Annotated in this window: 14 protein-coding genes; 7 read left to right on the top strand and 7 right to left on the bottom strand. The window is 64.1% G+C overall.

Going from position 1 to position 19788, the window contains the following annotated elements; translation table 11 throughout:
- Positions 1-44: 44 nt before the first annotated feature.
- The 7 genes from IAE41_RS02745 to IAE41_RS02775 all read right to left on the bottom strand — a co-directional run bounded on the left by IAE41_RS02745 (position 45) and on the right by IAE41_RS02775 (position 6224).
- The gene (locus tag IAE41_RS02745; protein ID WP_200731996.1) at positions 45-1067 is read right to left on the bottom strand and encodes a magnesium and cobalt transport protein CorA; all 1023 of its coding nucleotides are present in this window, start codon (positions 1065-1067) and stop codon (positions 45-47) included.
- A gap of 6 nt (positions 1068-1073) precedes the next feature.
- A complete protein-coding gene (locus IAE41_RS02750; protein WP_200732020.1) occupies positions 1074-2333 on the bottom strand; it encodes a DUF4105 domain-containing protein in 1260 nt (419 codons plus the stop codon).
- Positions 2334-2356: 23 nt separating this feature from the next.
- On the bottom strand, positions 2357-3238 hold the full coding sequence (locus IAE41_RS02755) for a transporter associated domain-containing protein (RefSeq protein WP_079221333.1): 882 nt from the start codon (positions 3236-3238) through the stop codon (positions 2357-2359).
- A gap of 64 nt (positions 3239-3302) precedes the next feature.
- Entirely contained in the window at positions 3303-3857 is a 555-nt protein-coding gene (locus tag IAE41_RS02760; protein ID WP_200731997.1) for a hypothetical protein, read from the bottom strand.
- Positions 3858-3951: 94 nt separating this feature from the next.
- A complete protein-coding gene (locus IAE41_RS02765; protein WP_200731998.1) occupies positions 3952-4536 on the bottom strand; it encodes a hypothetical protein in 585 nt (194 codons plus the stop codon).
- 71 nt (positions 4537-4607) lie between these two features.
- Positions 4608-5093, bottom strand: coding sequence for an rRNA maturation RNase YbeY (gene ybeY, locus IAE41_RS02770; protein WP_079221336.1), 486 nt, complete (start codon positions 5091-5093; stop codon positions 4608-4610).
- A gap of 147 nt (positions 5094-5240) precedes the next feature.
- Positions 5241-6224, bottom strand: a complete 984-nt coding sequence (locus IAE41_RS02775) for a PhoH family protein (protein WP_200731999.1) — start codon at positions 6222-6224, stop codon at positions 5241-5243.
- Between the two features lie 409 nt (positions 6225-6633).
- Here IAE41_RS02775 and IAE41_RS02780 point away from each other — a divergent pair, with 409 nt between their 5' ends.
- From IAE41_RS02780 to IAE41_RS02805, 7 genes are all read left to right on the top strand, one after another.
- Positions 6634-9813 carry a type VI secretion system Vgr family protein gene (locus IAE41_RS02780; RefSeq protein WP_200732000.1) on the top strand — a complete coding sequence of 1060 codons (3180 nt, stop codon included), beginning with the start codon at positions 6634-6636 and terminating at the stop codon, positions 9811-9813.
- Between the two features lie 2 nt (positions 9814-9815).
- On the top strand, positions 9816-13118 hold the full coding sequence (locus tag IAE41_RS02785) for a phospholipase D-like domain-containing protein (RefSeq protein WP_200732001.1): 3303 nt from the start codon (positions 9816-9818) through the stop codon (positions 13116-13118).
- A gap of 80 nt (positions 13119-13198) precedes the next feature.
- Positions 13199-14653: a hypothetical protein gene (locus IAE41_RS02790; RefSeq protein WP_200732002.1), complete on the top strand. Its 1455-nt coding sequence runs from the start codon at positions 13199-13201 to the stop codon at positions 14651-14653.
- A 68-nt stretch (positions 14654-14721) separates the two neighbouring features.
- Positions 14722-16116: a phospholipase D-like domain-containing protein gene (locus IAE41_RS02795; RefSeq protein ID WP_234458258.1), complete on the top strand. Its 1395-nt coding sequence runs from the start codon at positions 14722-14724 to the stop codon at positions 16114-16116.
- A gap of 23 nt (positions 16117-16139) precedes the next feature.
- On the top strand, positions 16140-16454 hold the full coding sequence (locus tag IAE41_RS22440) for a hypothetical protein (protein ID WP_234458259.1): 315 nt from the start codon (positions 16140-16142) through the stop codon (positions 16452-16454).
- Positions 16451-18007, top strand: a complete 1557-nt coding sequence (locus IAE41_RS02800; protein WP_200732003.1) for a hypothetical protein — start codon at positions 16451-16453, stop codon at positions 18005-18007. Before IAE41_RS22440 ends, IAE41_RS02800 begins: the two co-directional genes overlap by 4 nt.
- A gap of 40 nt (positions 18008-18047) precedes the next feature.
- The gene (locus IAE41_RS02805) at positions 18048-19637 is read left to right on the top strand and encodes a hypothetical protein (RefSeq protein WP_200732004.1); all 1590 of its coding nucleotides are present in this window, start codon (positions 18048-18050) and stop codon (positions 19635-19637) included.
- Positions 19638-19788: the final 151 nt, after the last annotated feature.

The following is a 19788-nucleotide window of genomic DNA, read 5'->3' on the forward strand; positions in this document are numbered from 1 at the left end:
TTGGCACGCATCAGTCGAGCAAGCTCGACTCTACAAAAAGCGCCCTACAGCCATCTGGCGCGCTTGAACAACCGGTACAGGCCCACGCACACCACGGCCACGCCGACGATCATCAACGGGTAGGACCACGGCTGGTTGAGCTCGGGCATGTGGCTGAAATTCATGCCGTACCAGCTGGTGATCAGCGTCGGCGCGGCCAGCAGTGCCGCCCACGCACCCAGTCGCTTCACCGTCTCACCCTGCGCCAGCGTCACCAGCGACAGGTTGACGCTCAGGGCCGTGCCCAGCATCTCGCGCAGCGTATCGATCACATCGCTGATGCGCGCGGCGTGGTCGTGCACGTCACGCACGTACAGCTTCACTTCGTCGGGAATCAGCTCGCCCTGGTAGCGGCGCAGCTGCGCCAGCACGTCCTGCAGCGGCGCCACCGCCATGCGCATCTTGTTCAGTTCGCGCTTGAGTTCGTACAGGCGCGTCACCGTGCTGCGCTTGTAGGTCTCGGCGAAGATGTCCTTCTCCAGCAGGTCCAGCGTGTCGCGGAAGCGGGTGGTGATCGGCAGGTAGTTGTCCACCACGAAATCGGCCACCGCGTACAGGCAGTAGGACGCGCCCATCTTCAGCAGCTGCGGTTCGCGTTCCACCCGCGCGCGCACCGGTGCATACGACAGCGATGCACCGTGGCGTACCGTCACCAGGAAGCGTGGGCCGAGGAAGGCGTGGGTTTCGCCATACTGGATGCGCTCGTCGACCATCTGCGCGGTGGTCATCACCACGAACAGTGAGTTGCCGTAGGCCTCGGCCTTGGGTCGCTGGTGCGCGTTGCGCGCGTCCTCGATGGCCAGGTCGTGCAGGCAGAATTCTTCCTGCAGTTTCAGCAGCACGTCATCGTTGGGGTCGAACAGGCCGACCCAGACGAAACCGTTGCCACTGGCGATCACGTCGCTGATGGCATCCAGGCTGATGTCGTGGCGCTTGCCCTGGTCATCGTAGTGGACGCAGTTGATGACGCAGGCGGGGTTGTTCGATGCGGGGGCGGAAGCGGAGGCGGGCAATGACATGCCCGCCATCCTGCGTCAGCGGGGTGTTTCGGACAAGTGAGGACGACGCGCCAGCACCCAGGCCAGTGCCACGTGCACCGGCAGCAGCAGCACGATCCACTGCACGTTGTACTGCGCCTGCAGGCTCAGCCAGTGCAGCACGAGGGCGGCCACCGACTGCGCGGCCAGCAGCCACAGGACGATGCTGAACATGCGCCCGGGCACGCGCCGGCGCAGCAGGGCGATCGCGCCCGGCAGCAGCAGCACCGCCAGCGGCGAGAGCAGCAGCAGGTTGCGGTTGGCCCAGGCGGCGTAGTGGATGCTGAAGCCCCACAGGAACACCAGCACGCCGCCGAACAGCGCACACAGCAGCCAGAACGGCAGGGCCAGCCCGGCCAGCAGGCGTGGGCGGCTGCGCAGGGCCAGCACGCCGGCGGCGATCACCAGGCCGCACAGCAGCCACGGCCACCAGCGACGGGCGAACTCCTTCGGTTCGGCCGCGATGCGGTGCGGCAGCAGTTCCTGCTCGCTCTGCACCAGTGGCCGGCCATCGCTGTTGCGCACCTGGCGCAGCGCATCGGCCAGGCGCATCGGCACGAAGGCTTCCTGCCAGCGCGACAGCGGCTGGTCGGCGAAGGGTCCGAGGCCGACGTCGAAGCCCAGCCACATCCACGGTGCCGGCGAGGCCAGGCGCACCGATTCGCTGCGGTAGGTGTTGCCGCGCGAACGCCCGGACAGCTGCGCATGCAGGCCGCCATCCAGTGCTTCGTTCAAGGTGTCGCGCACCATCGTGGCGCAGTTGGCGGTGTAGTAGTCGTAGTGGTAGCGCGCGTTCTCCGGCTTCGCCCGTTCGGCCAGGCCGGCGGCCAGGGCACGGGCCTGGTCGGGGCGCAGGTCCAGCCACTGCACGCTGGCACCGCGGCCGGTCTCGTCGTAGTACGACAGGTCCTGCTGCAGCGGCAGCGCCACCAGGTAATACATCATGTCGCCGCGTGCGAAGCGGCTGATGAAATCATCCTCGGACGGATCGAAATAACCGAAGTTGTACGAGATCGCCTCGCCGCTGACCGGGTCGAGAACCACGATGGCGTCGTGGCCGAAGCGCTCGAAGAACACCGTGCCCGGCTGCATGGTCACCACGCCGATGCGCGGCGCCGGTGCCTCCTGCGGGCTGGCGACGCCGGCCGCCGGGGCGGCCGAAGCCGCCGAGGCCGCGTGTGCGAAGGCGGCCTGCGGCAGGGCCATGGCCAGCACGCACAGTGCCAGCCACAGGGTCAGGCGCGCGCTCAGGCGCATTGGCGAGAACGGGCCCCGGCGCTTCAAGCGTCGTCCTGCTCGTCCGGCGGCAGCACCGTCACATGGAAGGCCTGCACCCGGCGCGCATCGGCACGCGCCACGCGGAACATGAAGCGGTCCAGCGCCAGTTCGTCGCCCACCTCCGGCAGGTGGCCGATCGCTTCGGTCACCAGGCCGCCGATGGTGTCGTAGTCCTCGTCGGAGAACGTGGCACCGAAACGCTCGTTGAAATCACCGATCGCGGTCAGTGCATCGACCACGTAGCGGCCGTCGGCCTGGATCGCGATCTGCGCCGACTGGTCCTCGGCCTCGTCATGCTCGTCGTCGATCTCGCCGACGATCTGTTCCAGCACGTCCTCGATGGTGACCAGGCCGGCGACACCGCCGTACTCGTCCACCACCATGGCCATGTGGTTGCGCGACAGGCGGAACTCCTTCAGCAGCACGTTGAGCTTCTTCGCCTCGGGGATCAGCACCGCCGGGCGCAGCAGCTCGCGCACGTTGGCCGGCCCGTTGTCGGCGACCACGCCGCGCAGCAGGTCCTTGGCCAGCAGGATGCCAAGGATGTCGTCCTTGTTCTCGCCGTGCACCGGGAAGCGTGAGTGGCCCGATTCGACGACCTGTTTCATCAGGTCCAGGAACGGCGCCTCGACCGGCAGAGAGACCATCTGCGAGCGCGAGATCATCACGTCGCCCACGGTCAGCTCGGCCACCGAAATGGCGCCTTCCATCATCTTCAGGGTATCGGCGGCGATCAGACCCTCCTCCTGCGCGGTGTGCAGGACAGCGACCAGCTCGTCGCGGGTATGGGGTTCGCCGGAGAAGGCGGAGGTCAGGCGTTCAAGCCAGCCGCGCTTCTTTTCATGGGGCTCCAGGGAGGAGCTACTACTGTCGTCTTCTGACATCTCTGGAAAAAGGGCACCCGGCAAGCCGGGCGTTGCCCCAAGTCTAGCAGGATGTTGGGGCCTTTCAGTGACCGCCGCCGGCGGCGGCCGGAACCTCGTCCTCGGCCGGCAGATCCAGGCTGTAGGTGCAGCCGGCCAGGGTCTTGCCGGGGTGGCTGGCCACCGTCGACACGCTGAGGATGATCGATTCGATCTGGGCCTCGCCGGTCCTGGGGTTGGTCACGTCGCGGCTGACCACCTCGCGGCCGGCCATGAACTTGCCGTCCTGGTCGTAGCCGGTTTCCAGTTCCAGGCGCTTGGCCAGCGGGTGCGGGTCGGCCTGGTCCAGCACGGCCATCACGCTGGCGCCGGCCAGGGCCACCCGTTCGGTCTGCTGGCCGAACACGGTGATGGGATTGGCCAGGCGGAATTCGCTCATGAACTGGTTGCCCTGCGGCAGCGGCTGCAGGCCCTGGGCCACGGCCTTCAGCGGGTCGGCCAGCAGCGGCGCCAGCGCGGCATGCTCGGCTACGCCCTGGCGGCATTCGATCAGGGCCGGCAGGTCCAGCGGGGCGGCCGAAGCGGTGGCGGCGAAAGAGGCAAGCAGCAGGGGCAGGGCAGTACGCAGCAGCACAGGCATGGGATCCGCAATGAAGGTGCCCGGACATGGTAGCGGCGGTGGGGCGCGCCCGCGACCGCGACCGGACAGGCCGGGGCGCACCCGGGGGGCATGCTCAGCCCTGCGAGGTACGGCCCAACAGGGACCGCATGCGCCCCAGCGAACGGCGAGCCACGGCGCGCAGCGCCATCACCGGCAGGGTCAGCATCGCCGAGAGCAGTGCCACGTGCACCAATTGCAGCACCGCACGCAATGCAAGCTGCAGGGGGCCCGATTCCAGCAGCCAGTCCGGTACATCAGCGACCGAACGAGGAATGACGATCATGTACACCGTGGCAAGTACGAGCAGCGCCCACAGCTGCGCACGGCTTGCATGGAAGAACGGCAGGCTGCTGCTGTCGCGTCCCAGGCGCTTCTGCAGGACCACGCGCCAGCAAACCGGCGCGGAGAATGCGCCGATCAGGATCAGCACCATCGACGTCATCCACAGCGTGCCGTTGCTGCTCACCGGCCCAGGGCCTTCCAGCAGGTGCGGGCCGACCACGCCTACCGCCAGGGCGGCCAGCAGGCTGGACGGCGACAGCACGGCCAGCGTGCGCAGCAGCCAATGCCGGCCATCAGGGTGGCGGGCGCTGAGGCGGTGCAGCAGGTTGGCGGCGACCACCAGCAGCAGGGCAAAGATTGCCGTTTTGGCCAGCATTGGCCCCATGTCACCCATCATCGTCCGTGTCTCCGGGGAGGTTGCAGCTGCAGGATAGCGCCGTACGCGGCTCAGCGCTCGCCGGCGTAGGGGTCTTCGATACCGAGCTCGGCCAGGATCTCGCGCTCGAGCTGTTCCATCGCCTCGGCTTCCTTGTCGTCCTCGTGGTCCCAGCCCAGCAGGTGCAGCACGCCGTGCACGGTCAGGTGCGCGTAGTGGGCATTCAGGGCCTTGCCCTGCTCGTCGGCCTCGCGGGCCACCACCGGCGCGCAGATCACCAGGTCACCCAGCAGCGGGAATTTCACGCCCTTGGGCAGGCCTTCGGGCACATCGGCCGGGAAGCTGAGCACGTTGGTGGCGTAATCCTTGCCACGGTAATGCCGGTTCAGCGACTGGCCTTCCTTGGCATCGACCACGCGGATGGCCAGGTCGGCCTCGCGGATACGGCCCTTCAGGGCGGCGGCCACCCATTTGCGGAAGCTCACCGCCGCCGGCAGCCCGGCGCGGGGCAGGGCGTAGCTGATGGCGACATCGAGGCGGACGGGGCCCTTGGTCATGACATTTCCGGCATTCAGATCTGAGAGGCGACAGTATCGCGCGTGTGGCGTCCTACTGCGACGTCCAGTCGTCGGCGTCGTAGTCGATCCTCATCCTTTCGGTACCTTCCAGCGGAGCCCGGGCCGCCTCGCGACGGCAGCGTACGGTTATTCGGCGCCCGGCTTGAGCTGATGCAGGTCGCGGCGGTCGTAGGCATTGACGATACGCGCCACCAGCGGGTGGCGCACGACGTCGCGTGACTCGAAGAACGTGAAGGTCACGCCTTCCACATCGCGCAGCACGTCGATGGCATCGCGCAGGCCCGACTTCACGTGCTTGGGCAGGTCGGTCTGGGTCAGGTCGCCGGTGACCACTGCAGTGGAGCCGTAGCCCAGGCGGGTCAGGAACATCTTCATCTGTTCGATGGTGGTGTTCTGCGCTTCGTCCAGGATCACGAACGCGTCGTTGAGCGTGCGGCCGCGCATGTAGGCCAGCGGCGCGATCTCGATGACGTTCTTTTCCAGCAGCTTGACCACCTTCTCCACGCCCATCATTTCGTACAGGGCGTCGTACAGCGGGCGCAGGTAGGGGTCGACCTTCTGGCTCAGGTCGCCGGGCAGGAAGCCCAGCTTCTCGCCGGCTTCCACCGCCGGGCGCACCAGGATCAGCCGCTGCACGCGTGACTCGTTGAGAGCCTCGACGGCGCTGGCCACGGCCAGGAAGGTCTTGCCGGTACCGGCCGGGCCGATGCCGAAGTTGATGTCATGGGTCGCGATCTGGTGCAGGTAGCGGCCCTGGTTGGCGCCGCGGCCGCGCACGGTGCCGCGCTTGACCTTGATCGCCACATCCTGCGCTTCGTAGGAACGCTCGGCGATCTGCTCGACATTGGCCTGCGCCATGCGCAGGTGGATGGCGTGGCTGTCAAAGGTGGTCTCGGCGGCTTCGACATACAGCGCTTCGATCAGCTTCTGCGCTTCGATGATCGCCTCGCCCGGCCCGCTGATGCGGAACACGAAGCCGCGGTTGGCGATCTCCACACCGAGCTTCAGCTCGATTTGTCGCAAATGCCCATCAAAGGGGCCGCACAGGTTGGCCAGTCGCTCGTTGTCTTCCGGCGACAGGGTGAAATCTCGATGCTCGATGCTTTTCATTGATCGGGTAGGGCGGAAGCCTTGCACCACAGTGGATTCAAGCAGCAAGGGTAGCGCGCGGCAGGGCCGCACGGCCAGCGTCGGGCGTTTTCCACACCCCGTGTGGACCGGGCCGCAGGAAACCTGTGGATAGACCCCTGTATCGCTTGTGCCACAAGCCTCATGAGCCGGTGGTGAAAAAACCGTCATGGCCGACGTTGGCGGATGTGACGGGAACTTGACGGCGGCCGGTCCGGGGATGAATATCGGCCCCGAGTCCCAATGGAACAGGGTCTTCCGCGAGGATCGGCGCAGGGCGCCGGGTCAGACGCGACCGCCAAGGGAAGTCGGCGGCCGGGCCTGGTCAGGTCCGCGTGGAAGGTGGCATCAGGCCATCGCCGGCGCAGGAGCGCCTGGCACAGGAGAAGTCATGGACGCTTCACGTGCGCATTCCGCGCTTGCTTCGCTGGTCGGGCTGGAGCCCGATCACCAGCTGCACCGCCTGCAGGCCGAGGGCCTGCCGCCGTTGTTCGTCGAACAGTGGTGGGGCCATGAACACCTGGCCAGCGGATTCGATTACTGGGTGGATGTGCTGCACCCGGATGCCAACCTGCCGCTCGACGCCTGGCTGGGCCGAAGCGGGGCGCTGGTCACCCGCCTCGACGACGGGCAGGACCATCACCGCTGGGGGCATGTTGCCGAGGCCTGCCTGCTCGGCAGCGATGGCGGACTGGCCCGCTACCGCCTGCATCTTGTGCCATGGACGTGGTTTCTGGGTCATGCCCGGCACAGCCGGGTGTACCAGGAGCGCCCCGTGCGCGATATCGTCGAGGACGTGCTGGGCGGGCATGGCGATCTGGCCCGTTGGCGCTGGAGCGACGATGCCGTGGCTGCCCTGGCCACCGCGCCCGTGCGCAGCTACTGCGTGCAGTACCGGGAGCCGGATCTGGCATTCGTGCTGCGCCTGCTCGCCGAAGAGGGAATTGCCTGCGCCTTCGACGGTGACAGCGGCGACGGACTGACCCTGGTGATGTCGTTCGACAGCACCGTGCAGCCGGAAAACCCACAGTCGGCCCGCGATGGCGGCATCCGCTTCCATCGCAACGACGGCACCGAGGCGACGGACACGCTGCAGCAGCTGGGCCCGCACCGCCTGTTGGGCAGCAACCGCCTGTCCCTTTCCACCAGCGACTATCAGGGGCCGGTGGTGCGCCATGTCCAGCTGCCCTTGCAGGGCGCAGGCAGCAGTCCGCGCGAGATCTACGAGCCCGTCGGCGCCCATGCCTTCGCCCATGCAGATGACGGGCAGCGCCGGGCCCGCCGCGCGGCGGAGGCGCATGAAGCGGGCCTGGCCGGTTGGGTGGGGGCGGGGAGTATCCGCAGCCTGCAGGCCGGTCGCTTCATCCGCGTCCTGGGCACCGGCTCGGGTTCCGCGCCGGTGATCCTGCCGATCGAAGTGCTGCACCACGGGTGCAATCCATCGCCACTGACCAAGGCATCTGCACCGTCGCGCGCCGAGGCACCCGCCGCCTGGCGTGATGCCAGCCAGGCGCTGCCGGGTGCTCCGTTGGACGCCGCGTCGGCCAACGGCTGCGTCAATCGGTTCCGCGCCGTCGACCAGCAGAAGCCCTGGCGGCCCGTGCTGCCCGATGGCACGGGGGAGCGCCTCAATCCGCGCCCGCTTGCGCCGGGCTACCAGTCGGCCATGGTCATCAGCGGTGGCGGCCGCGACGATGCGGACCTGCATGCAGACAGCCAGGGCCGGGTCCGCGTGCGCCTGCATCTGCAAGGGGCTGCCGATGCGGACGCCACATGCTGGATGCGCGTGGCGCAGCGCTATGCCGGGCCGGGTGTCGGGTCGCAGTTCCTGCCGCGTGTCGGCCAGGAGGTGCTGGTCGGCTTCATCGAAGGCGACATCGACCGGCCGCTGGTGCTCGGCGCGCTCTACAACGGTCGCGGAGACGCAGGCATCGTACCCACCCCCGCCGGTGCAGCAGCAGGGGCAGGTGATACCGGGCTGTTCGGGCGAGCTACCGACACCGGTGCCAGCGCGCAGGGCAATGCTGCGGGCGGTCACGCGCCGGCCTGGCATGCGATGGCGCCAGGCGAGGGGCAGCACCGTCACGCCGGGGCGTTGTGGGGTATCCAGTCGCGCGAGTGGTCCGGCACCGGCTACAACCGCCTGGTGTTCGACGATTCCGATGCACAGCTGCGCCTGCAGTTGGCCAGCAGCCAGGCCAGCAGTGAATTGAATCTTGGCCATCTGCTGCACACGGCCGACAACCATCGCGGCTCACTGCGCGGTGAGGGGCTGGAACTGCGTACCGATGCCTGGGGTACGCTGCGCGCGGAGCGCGGCGTGTGGCTGACTGCCAGGCTCCATGGCGCGTCGTCGCCAGCCGGGGAGGTGGTCGCGGCCGGTGCGTTGCTGCAGCAGGCTGCCACTCTGGCCCAGGCCAGCCATGCAACGAGCGCCACGCACGGCACGGTTGGCCTGGCCAGCCACGCGCCACCCGACGACAGCGCGGGTCTGGCCGGCCTGCAGCGTGTCGCCCGTGCCAGCGTTTCCGGCCAGGCCTACGCGCAGGCCTGCGCGGATTGCGCTGGACAGCCTTCAGCCGCCGGGGTGCCACATACCGATGCGCCCACCCTGGCGCTGCACGGCCATGCCGGCCTCGCCATGGTCGCCGGGCAATCCCTGCACTGGAGCAGTGCCCAGCATGTGGCGCTGGCCAGTGGCCAGCACAGCGACGCCAGCGTGGCGGGCCATGCGCGACTGCATGCGCGGCAGGCAATCGGCATGTTGGCTGCCGGCAGCCGCAGCTTTGCAGGCGATGCTGCGCTGAGCATCGTGGCCGGACAGGCCATGCTGGACATCCGGGCCCAGTCAGACCGGGTCAACCTCACCTCGCGTGCCTCGCAACGTGCTGTCAGCGCGCAAGAGGCGCTGGAACTGGCCGCGCCGCGCACCCTGCACATCGCCACGGCCGGTGGCGCCAGCCTCACCCTGGAAGGTGGCAATCTGGTGGTCAACTGTCCCGGCACCGTGACCGTCCATGCGGGGCAGAAGTCGTTCGTAGGGCCGGCACAGCTGACGTATCCCCTGCCGGACATGCCCACCAGCGCGCTCAGCGAACAGATTCCAAAGTTGGCCTTCAGGCTGCAGGACATCCCAGGGCCCCAGGGCCTGCCACTGGCAGGCCAGGCCTGGAAGATCGTGCGCACCCGAAAGGCCCTGGACGTTGAACTGCGTGACGGCGCGCTGGTGCCGGAAAGCTGGGCCGAGACGCTTGCCGAGGGCGAAGCGGATGCGCAGGGTGATGTGAGCCTGGACGATGCACTGTGCGCGAAAATCTGGAACGACGCTGGACGGTTCCCGGGGCGCCTGTTCCTGGTGCATGGCATCGACGTCATTCCACTGCAGCGACCGCGGCCGTACAGCAGCTCGCCCGGCGTGCGCGCCACGATGGACACCCTCGAGGCGATCAACTACGGCAAGACGCTGGCCGACCTGCCCGACGATGCGGCCCTGTACGCCTACCGGCAGCGCGCCGAGTACGAGTTCCAGTCGCATATCGACGCCGACCCGGCCCAGCGCAAGGAGATCTAGTCATGGCAGATGGCACCACACTGGGCAGCGTCCCGCATACCGCCCTGACCTGCCTGGACGGGCAGAAGGGCACCACCAGCGGTGATTACTACGCACCGCCCGATCGCCAGTTCGCGCCTGTCCGGCAAGGCAACAAGGTCGATGCGTTCACCGACGGGCGTTCGGCGATGAAGGCGATGGCGGACGCCATCCGCAATGCGCGGAAATTCATTTTCATCGCCGACTGGCAGATGAATTTCGACACCGAGATGGACGAACGCGGAGGCGCCCACGCCAGTCGCCTCAGTGAACTGTTGTTCGACGCCATCAACCAGCGCGGCGTGGATGTACGGGTGCTGCTCTACGACAGTGTCGAGGCGGCGGCCTATACCCACGAAAACGAGGCGCGTACGGCCTTGTACAAGATGCAGGATGCCAACACGCCGGGGCAGGTGCAGGTCGGCCTGCACAACCCGGCCACCGGGCGCACCGATGCCTTCAATATCGCCTTCTCGCACCACCAGAAGATCCTGGTCGTGGATGGGCACATCGGCTTCGTTGGGGGCCTGGACATCGCGCATGGTCGATGGGATGACGGCAACTTCGACGTGGTCTGCGACCCGGCGCTGCACGTGCTCAATGACCACTACAACAACTGCCTGAGCAAGTTCCGCGGCATGACGAGCGCGGAGCAGGAGCTGACCCTGGACAAGCCCGATACCAGCCCGGACGCGGCTGGCCGTGTGCGCCCAGGCTTTGCCCAGGCGTACGTGCCGGGCCTGGCCATCGCACTGGACCGGATGAAGGCGCAGTGGGACGCAGGCGCTGCGCTGGCCGAACTGCAGGACTACGCGGACAAGCTGGGTGTGCCGGAGGCGCTGGAACGCGAGGGCATCCGCAAGCTCGCAGAATGGGTCATCCCAGGCATGGAAGAAGCAACAAAGGTGCAGCGTACGGTCGCCAAGACCTTCCTTGCCATCAAGGGCTGGCTGACAGAAATCGAGAAGGAGTACGCCGAGGTCACTGCCGCTTCCAACAGGGCCGCCGACGAGGCGGTCAAGCTCAATGTCGGCGAGGCAGCTGCGGCTGCCGCGCGTGCCGCGGAAGCTTTCGCCACGATCCAGGCGAAGAAATTCGGTGAATGGTTCGATGAGCGCAAGGCCGCGGTCAAGGACGCCATTCTGGGCCCGGTCAACACGGCCACCACCGTTGTGGGATATGTGCGCGATCCCGCCTCGTTGGTCAAGGACGCCGAAGCCAAATATGCCGAGATCGAGAGCAAGATCGTCAAGGCGAAGCAGGCCTGGGAATCGCTGGTGAAGTGGATCAACGAGCCGGTGGATCGCATCCAGCGGCTGCTCGACAGCGGGCGCCAGCCACGCATGCCATGGCAGGACGTGCACGCGCGGCTGCAGGGGCCGGCGGTGTTCGATATCTGCCGCAACTTCATGCACCGCTGGAATGCCATGGTCTGGCAGAACCAGCGCGGTGACCGCGAGATCGGCACGGTGGTGCGCGAAAGCTTGAACTGGGGAATCCGGGGTGCCAATGGCCTGGTCGGGACGGATGTGCCCGAGCAGACCACGCTGGCGCGCGGGATGGAACTGACGCCCTTGAGTGATCAGTGGCTGCAGTCCATGGGCGGCATGCAGGAACTGTTTGGCGACCTGACCCGTCCGGGCAAGGCCGGGAATGTCAGCGTGCAGATCGTCCGATCTTCGGGTACGGCACTGCACGCCCTGGAGAAGAAGGGGTGCAAGGAGCTCGGCCTGAAGCTGGATGATGCCAGTTGCCTGCAACCCTACTGGGAGCGCGACCAGCCGATGCATTCCATCCTTGATGCGATGGTCAACTGCATCGCCTCGGCCAGTGCCTTCGTCTACCTGGAGACGCAGTTCCTGATTTCCGACTGCGGATGGTCCGACGCCGGGCCAGGAAGTGCGGTGGAGACCGCGATCAAGGGGGGCGAGCGCCGGGAAATGACCGAGGCCGAGAAGAAAAAGGCAGGCTACGTCGACAAGGGCGTGGGCATGAGTGGTCCCCTTGGAAAGGCCGGCGTGGTCCAGAACATGGTCACGCGGAAGCAGGGCGTGAAGTCAGCGGCCAGCAACCCCTTGGTGGCGGCCATCGCCGCGCGCATCCGCCGCGCCATCGTGGCCAGGCAGGGGTTCCACGTGTACATCACGTTGCCCGTGCATCCGGAAGGCAGCCTGTTCGACGGTGCCGTGCTCAAGCAGCAGTACTGGGTGCAGCAGACGCTGCTGCGCGGCGACGACAGCCTCATCCGCCGCATCTGCCGTTCGCTGATCGCGCGCGACAAGGACATCCGCGAGGTGAGCGTGGAAGAGGCAGACCTGCAGGCGGAGGTGAAGGCAGGTCGGTGGAAGGAGTACCTGTCGGTAATGAATCTGAGAAGTTACGGGGTGCTTGCCGACATCAACCACAAGAACCACTACGCACCGCACACGATCGGCGCGGACCAGGCCACACCCTTGTATGTGGTGACCGAGCAGTGTTACGTACACTCCAAGCTGCTGATCGTGGACGACGCCGTGGCCATCATTGGAAGTGCGAACTGCAACGACCGCAGCCTGCTGGGCACGGGCGATACCGAGATCGCTGCGGTGATCGTGGATGGTGCGGCCCAGTCGCTGGACCTGGGTAATGGCGTAAAGGTGATAACCCGGAAGTTTGCGCGGGATCTGCGGATGAAGCTCTGGAGGAAGTTCCTGGGGGAGGAAATCCAAGCGTTGCCGGAAAAGAAGGACAAGCCCTACAGCGCTGTTGAATCTGCGGAATTGTATCTGCCTTGGTTCGATATTCAGAGCCCCAGTATCAGGATCGAGAACCCGGCGAGTCCCGCTACGTGGAAGGGGATTAGGGTGCGAGCGGATTCCAACGCGACCACGTACGAGCGCGTTTTTACCAACGTCCCTCGCGATTCGTTTCGGCGGTACGATGCCGTATTCGGAGGGTTTCCGTCTGCGGGTCTGAGTGACAAGGGACATGTCAAGCGCATGTTGTATGCACAACCACCTGACCTGCAGCCAGACTTCATGCAGGAACATAGTGTCGTGAATGACTATGTGACCAGCGCGGTGGGACGGCACAATGTGGGAAAAGCTGTGGAGGCGCTGAAGGCAGGCGAATCACGCGTCAGAGGCTTTTGGGTGGCGATGCCGCTTTTGTGGGGCAACGGCATGGATGACCCCGCCGCAACAATGCCTAACGAGATCATCGCAGCGCTGCCCCTCGGGACTGACCTGCGAGGAGGTACGATGCTGGCGAGACAAAGTGTCGACGAAGGACATGGAGAGCAGGTTTGAATAGATTTACTGTCCCTAGAGTCATGGCCTTTTTCGGTGCAGTATCCTGCGCAAGCGCCGCCTTTGCTGACTGTGCGCCGATGAATGGCGACCTGAGTGCGTCGCCGGATAGAAATGTAGAGATCCGCTTCAGTCCGGAACCCATTGATCGATTCCACATAAGTCTGAGTCGAGCGAACGAGGTCGCACCATTCATCCGCATTGGCGTCTATCCGGAGGTCACAAGACTGGAGAACAAGCCTTTCAGTTCCGAAGGTGGAACGATCTTCTATCTAGAGCCGGGCCCTCAAGGGCCGAGGCTCTGCCGGGTGGAGGAGTGGAAGCGAAGAGTACAAAAGGTGAGTAGCGATGATGCGAGCTCGCTTCCTGCAATCCAGCGGATTCTCCCGTACTTCGAACTTCGGCAAGTTCGCACCATTCACTATGATCCGTCTGGTCTACTTGTATCCAGTCGAAAGATTGATGCGAATGCGCGTGGTAGCACAATTTTTTGTGCGCTCTATGATAAGGAAGGCAGAATTGAAGTGGCAAATGAAAGCTCTGAGACGGATGTTTCAGGTAGTCCGGGCTTTCAGTGTTCGCAGCTTCGTGATGGGCCTGTAAAGAAGGTTACTAGGTATTTCGCCTATCGAGCTGATGGATTCTTGGTTTCGGATATGACCAAGATGGCTACGCGCAAGCCTGGGGAGGGCGTGGGGCAAGAAGATGCCGGTTTTGGAACCGAGGTCACGGATGGTGCCTGGTACGCGCAAGGAGATTTTTACTTCAATGATGGCAACGTCCACCGCCGCGTTGGTGCATCGTTTCAGATGAGCGATAAGCGAGGGCTTACTGGTATACAGAGTGAATCCTTTGCCATCGCGTCATCCGACGCGACGCCCGTCTTTGAGCAACGCAGTCGGGATGAAGGTAGGGAGTTGAACTACACCTTCCCTGGAGAGCGTGTATCGCCAGATGTGCTGAAGGGGCAATTTGACGGCGTAACCGCATATGCGCGTGTTCGTGAGTATTTCCACCGCACCGGACAGCGCATATTCGAGATTTTTGCTCCGGGCGCAAAGCACCCTCGCGAACGCCAATGGCGCACGCTGGATCTGAATCGTCAGGAAAACTACGACGCAAAGGGCAAGCTCACGCGCGTGATCCTGTCCGGCCCTGTCTCTGGTGACGGCTACACCGAGAACCTTCGCGCCTACGCAGAAAAGGGCGTTTTGAAGCTTACGCCTCTCACCAGCGGCTACAGCTCCTACCGCGTGTACGACTATGACGCCACCGGCAAGGAGTCACTCTCGTTCGTCTGCTGGCGCTACGAAGTCTCGACCAACAAGCCCTACGCCCATTTCCCCTGGTGGGAGTCCGACCCCCGCCCCAAGCGTAGTCGTGAAGCCGAACTGCAGTACGGCAGGACGCAGGTGGGCACGCGGTGCGGCACGCCTGACGGCAAGATGATTGTGGAGGGCATGGGCCCGGTGAAGAAGCTGATGGAAACCAAGTACGGCTTTGGGACGACCAAGCTGGGGTTGCCGGGCGAGTAGGGCGAGTCTTCTATCCCGACCACGTGCCAGGCGCCGGCCTGTCGGCGCAGACCACGCTGGCGCGCGGGATGGAACTGACGCCCTTGAGTGATCAGTGGCTGCAGTCCATGGGCGGCATGCAGGAACTCTTTGGCGACCTGACCCGTCCGGGCAAGGCCGGGAATGTCAGCGTGCAGATCGTCCGATCTTCGGGTACGGCACTGCACGCCCTGGAGAAGAAGGGGTGCAAGGAGCTCGGCCTGAAGCTGGATGATGCCAGTTGCCTGCAACCCTACTGGGAGCGCGACCAGCCGATGCATTCCATCCTTGATGCGATGGTCAACTGCATCGCCTCGGCCAGTGCCTTCGTCTACCTGGAGACGCAGTTCCTGATTTCCGACTGCGGATGGTCCGATGCTGGGCCAGGAAGTGCGGTGGAGACCGCGATCAAGGGGGGCGAGCGCCGGGAAATGACCGAGGCCGAGAAGAAAAAGGCAGGCTACGTCGACAAGGGCGTGGGCATGAGTGGTCCTCTTGGAAAGGCCGGCGTGGTACAGAACATGGTCACGCGCAAGCAGGGCGTGAAGTCAGCGGCCAGCAACCCCTTGGTGGCGGCCATCGCCGCGCGCATCCGCCGCGCCATCGTGGCCAGGCAGGGGTTCCACGTCTACATCACGTTGCCCGTGCATCCGGAAGGCAGCCTGTTCGACGTTGCCGTGCTCAAGCAGCAATACTGGGTGCAGCAGACGCTGCTGCGCGGCGACGACAGCCTCATCCGCCGCATCTGCCGTTCACTGATCGCACGCGACAAGGACATCCGCGAGGCGAGCGTGGAAGAGGCCGACCTGCAGGCGGAGGTGAAGGCAGGTCGGTGGAAGGAGTACCTGTCGGTAATGAACCTGAGAAGCTACGGGGTGTTGGCCGACATCAACCACAAGAACCACTACGCACCGCACACGATCGGCGCGGACCAGGCCACACCCTTGTATGTGGTGACCGAGCAGTGTTACGTACACTCCAAGCTGCTGATCGTGGACGACGCCGTGGCCATCATTGGAAGTGCGAACTGCAACGACCGCAGCCTGCTGGGCACGGGCGATACCGAGATCGCCGCGGTGATCGTGGATGGTGCGGCCCAGTCGCTGGACCTGGGTAATGGCGTAAAGGTGATAACCCGGAAGTTTGCGCGGGATCTGCGGATGAAGCTTTGGAGGAAGTTCCTGGGGCAGGCGCTTGAGACGAAGCCTGAGAAGGGGGTAAGCAATTCGTCTTTTCTAATGCAACCGAAGACTACTACCCTTGGTTCAGCGAAGAAGTTCCAACCCTGGAGGTCGACAAACCGGCAAGTTCCAGAACTTGGACGGGAATCAGGGAGCTTGCGGATGCCAATTCGGAAGCTTATCAGCGTGTCTTCACGAATGTCCCTCGCGATTCGTCCCCGCGCTACGATTCCGTGTTTCATGGGTTCCCCGCAGCAGGTTTGAGTGACAAGGGGCATGTCAAGCGCATGTTGTATGCACAGCCGCCTGACTTGCAGCCTGAATTCATGCTGGAGCCGAGCATTGTGACCAACTACGTGACCAATGCTGTCGGTCGGCATGATGCAGAAAGGGCGACAAAGCTGCTGAGAGGTGATGATAAGCGCAAGGGAGTTCAGGGCTTCTGGGTAAGCATGCCGCTGCTCTGGGGCAGCGGCATGGATGACTCTGCTGCCATGATGCCGAGCGAGATCATTGCAGTCGTGCCTGTTCAGGAGGATAGATCAACTGAACTGGCTTACTCGAGTCGGCAGGTCCCCTGGGAACACGGAGAGCAGGTATGAACGGGTATCAATTGTTGAGGGTATTCTTCGTCCTGGGTGGCCTGTGCGCTGTACAGGCTGCGCTTGCCGATTGTGGTTCGTCAAACGAGAAGAATGCACCGTTTCACGGCAGTGAAGTGGTGCTCAAGTTCTCGCCGAGGGAAGTTGGCGAAGGGTCTGCAGTAGCCGCCAGTCTCGATCGTGCGAACACTGATGCCCCCTATGTGCGAATTGACCTGAACCCTCAAGTAAGTGAGTTGAATAATAAGCCGTTCGACTCGAGTGGTGGTTCGGTCTACTACTTGGAAAAAGGCGTTCAAGGACAACGGATATGTCGCGCCGAGCAATGGAAAAAGCGAGAGCACAAGTTGATTGGCGCACAGGTTCCTGAAAGCCTGCACCCTGCAGTCAGGCATGTGTATCCCTACTTCGAGGTCTACAAGACGCACGAGCTTGATTATGATGGGTCAGGTCAATTGACATCGATTCAACAGATTGACGCCGCAGGGCGCAAGGTCACGACATTCTGTGCACTCTATGACGAAAATGGTCGCATAGAAGTGGCAAATGAGAGTTCTGGGTTGATTGTCTCGGATAAGCCAGAGTTTCAGTGTTCGCAGCTCCGCGATATGCCATCCCGCGTTAAAACTCGGTACTTCACTTATCGGCCGGATGGATTGCGCGCTTCCGATGTAGTCAAGCAGGCCACCCGTAAGCCAGGTGAGGATCCCTACCGCGAGGACACCGGCCTTGGAACGGAGGCGACCGATGGTGCCTGGACTGTGGGGGGCTTCGTCAATGTCGACGATGCTGAACTGAAGCGGATTGTCGGCATTCGCTTCTATGGCAGCGAAAAGCGAGGGCTTGTAGGGGTGCAAAGTCCTTCCGCTACGCTGGTTCCATCTGACGCCACTCCAGTTTTCGCAGAGCGCAGTCGGAGCGTGTCGCAGGAGGTGCGGTACACGTTCCCGGGTGAGCGTGTTCCTCCAGAGGTCGCCAAGGAGTACTTTGAAGGAGTCACAGGCTATACCCGTGTGCGTGAGTATCTGCACCGTTCGGATAGCAGGATTTTCGAAGTATTCGGACCGCAGGCAAAGCATCCGAGCGAACGCCAGTGGCGCAGGCTGGATCTGAATCGTCAGGAGAACTACGACGCAAATGGCAAGCTTACGCGGGTGATTCTGTCCGGCCCGGTCTCTGGTGACGAAGGCTACACCGAAAACCTGCGCGCCTACGCCGAGAAGGGCGTTTTGAAGCTCACGCCGCTCACCAATGGCTACAGCTCTTACCGCGTGTATGACTACGACGCTGCCGGCAAAGAGACCCTGTCGTTCGTGTGCTGGCGCTACGAGGTCTCGACCAACAAGCCCTACGCCCATTTCCCCTGGTGGGAGCCTGACCCCCGCCCCAAGCGCAGTCGTGAAGCCGAGCTGCAGTACGGCAGGACGCAGGTGGGCACGCGGTGCGGCACGCCTGACGGCAAAATGATCATGGAGGGCATGGGCCCAGTGAAGAAGCTGATGGAAACCAAGTACGGTTTTGGGACCACGAAGCTCGGTTTTCCGGGCGAGTAAGACTCTCTACGTAAAGCGATGCATGCAAGGAGGCAGTCATATGAAGTCGATGGATGCGAGAAGTACGCGGAAGCGCTGGCACCCAGTGGGGAAGCTGGCGGGGGGCGTGATGCTGGCGTATGCCGTGCTCAGTTCCTCGGCCTCGGCCTGTGGGGGCGGTGTGGCAGACGATCCTTGGGTTTCCCCTTGGAAGATGGAGGACGTCAGCGTTCTGACGTCCCCGCTGATCGAACAGTACGCAACGGAGCTGAGGGGCGCATCGCCCACGGCCGATGGTAGCCTCACGGTTCCGCAGATCAGGCTCAGGAGTTCCAGTTCGGCGGCACGCACGCTTCCTTTCTCGCGGTTGGGTGGGAGCATTGTCTATGTCCGGTCGGAAGGCGGGGCCGGTGAGCGTATCTGTCGCGAGGAACTGTGGCAGAGCCGCGAGTACGATAGCTGGGACTCGGCAGCAGCCGGTCTGGTGCCGCGCGAAGTGCCTTTATCCCCTCCAGTCGCCGTCGACATTGATCCCTCAGCGAAAACAGCGGTTGCCGAGCTGCTCCGGACGATTTCCAACGAATTCGTGCTCGCGGAGGCGCGTGATTATCTCTACGACGACCAGGAACGCCTCGTCGAGATCCGCAAGCACGGGCGTGGACCGGATGGCAGGTTGTTCAGCCAGCCGGTGAGTTGCATAAGATATGACCAGCAGGGCCGCCCGACATGGTCTGCAGAACCATCGCCCCTTTATCTGCGCCGGGCAGATGCCCCGTCCTGTGACCAGATGGATCAGGGTAATGCGCTGGTGCAACGCCTTCTGCTCGACCAGGAGGGCCGTTTCTATGGTTCTATCGCCTCCAAGCCACCGGCGCCATCGACGGGGCAGAACGTGATGGCATCCGTTAGAGGCACGTACGGTTGGACCGGCGTCGCTGCGTACGCGCGTCCTTCCGGGCGGAGCGGGTCGGGATATCAGGCGTATGCGATGGCTCGGCTCGACCAGGGGTTGGGGGTCTACGTGATCGACGGCATGGAAGAGGATCTGTTACCGGCCGATGCGCAGCCTCTCTATCAGGATGCCGTCACCCGGTTGGGCGTGAAGGGTGCAGACCTGCGGTACGACTTCGTCAACGTCACCATTCCCGCCGAAGTGGGAATGAACGGGTTCTCGAAACTGTCGACCTATCCCCGAATCCGTAGTCATCGCGTTGCGGAGAAGATGCGGGTTCACGAAGTCTTTGATGCAGGTTCCCACAAAATGCGCCGGCGGGTCTGGGCCAACGAGTCCGGGCCGATCTATCGCCAGGAGGATTACGATGAGGCTGGGCGCCTGGTGCAGGTCATCAATGCCTGGGAAAATCCTGATGTACCCATGCCGGAAGACGCCATTGCCGCAGATGGATTCGATGCGCGCGTGCTCCAGGGGTCGGGCCAAGGCTACAGAGTGTTTCGCTTTGACCGGCGGGGCCGTCCCAAGCGCGAGCTGGTGTGCGGAAAAATTGTAGGGGGCGCGGAATCACGCGATGAGACGCACTGCGGCAAAGGTGATCGTAGCGTTGTCGTCTACCAGAACAACGGGGTCAGTGGTTTCCTGACGGACACCTATGGATGGCGCGACCGGCCTCTGGCTGCAGGCTCTCCGCTCTAACGCCCAGCTTCTCCACATCCGCTGTGGAACGAAGCCCAATCAACCTGTGGATAGGTGGCGCAGAACCTTGTGCCGAAAGGCTCTGCATGGTGCGGTGAAAAAATCACCACGTCTGCCGTGCTGGCGAGGTCGGCGCCCCCGCAGGGGGCCG

Origin of the sequence: Stenotrophomonas sp. S39 (assembly GCF_016624665.1) — a bacterium.
Classification (GTDB): domain Bacteria; phylum Pseudomonadota; class Gammaproteobacteria; order Xanthomonadales; family Xanthomonadaceae; genus Stenotrophomonas.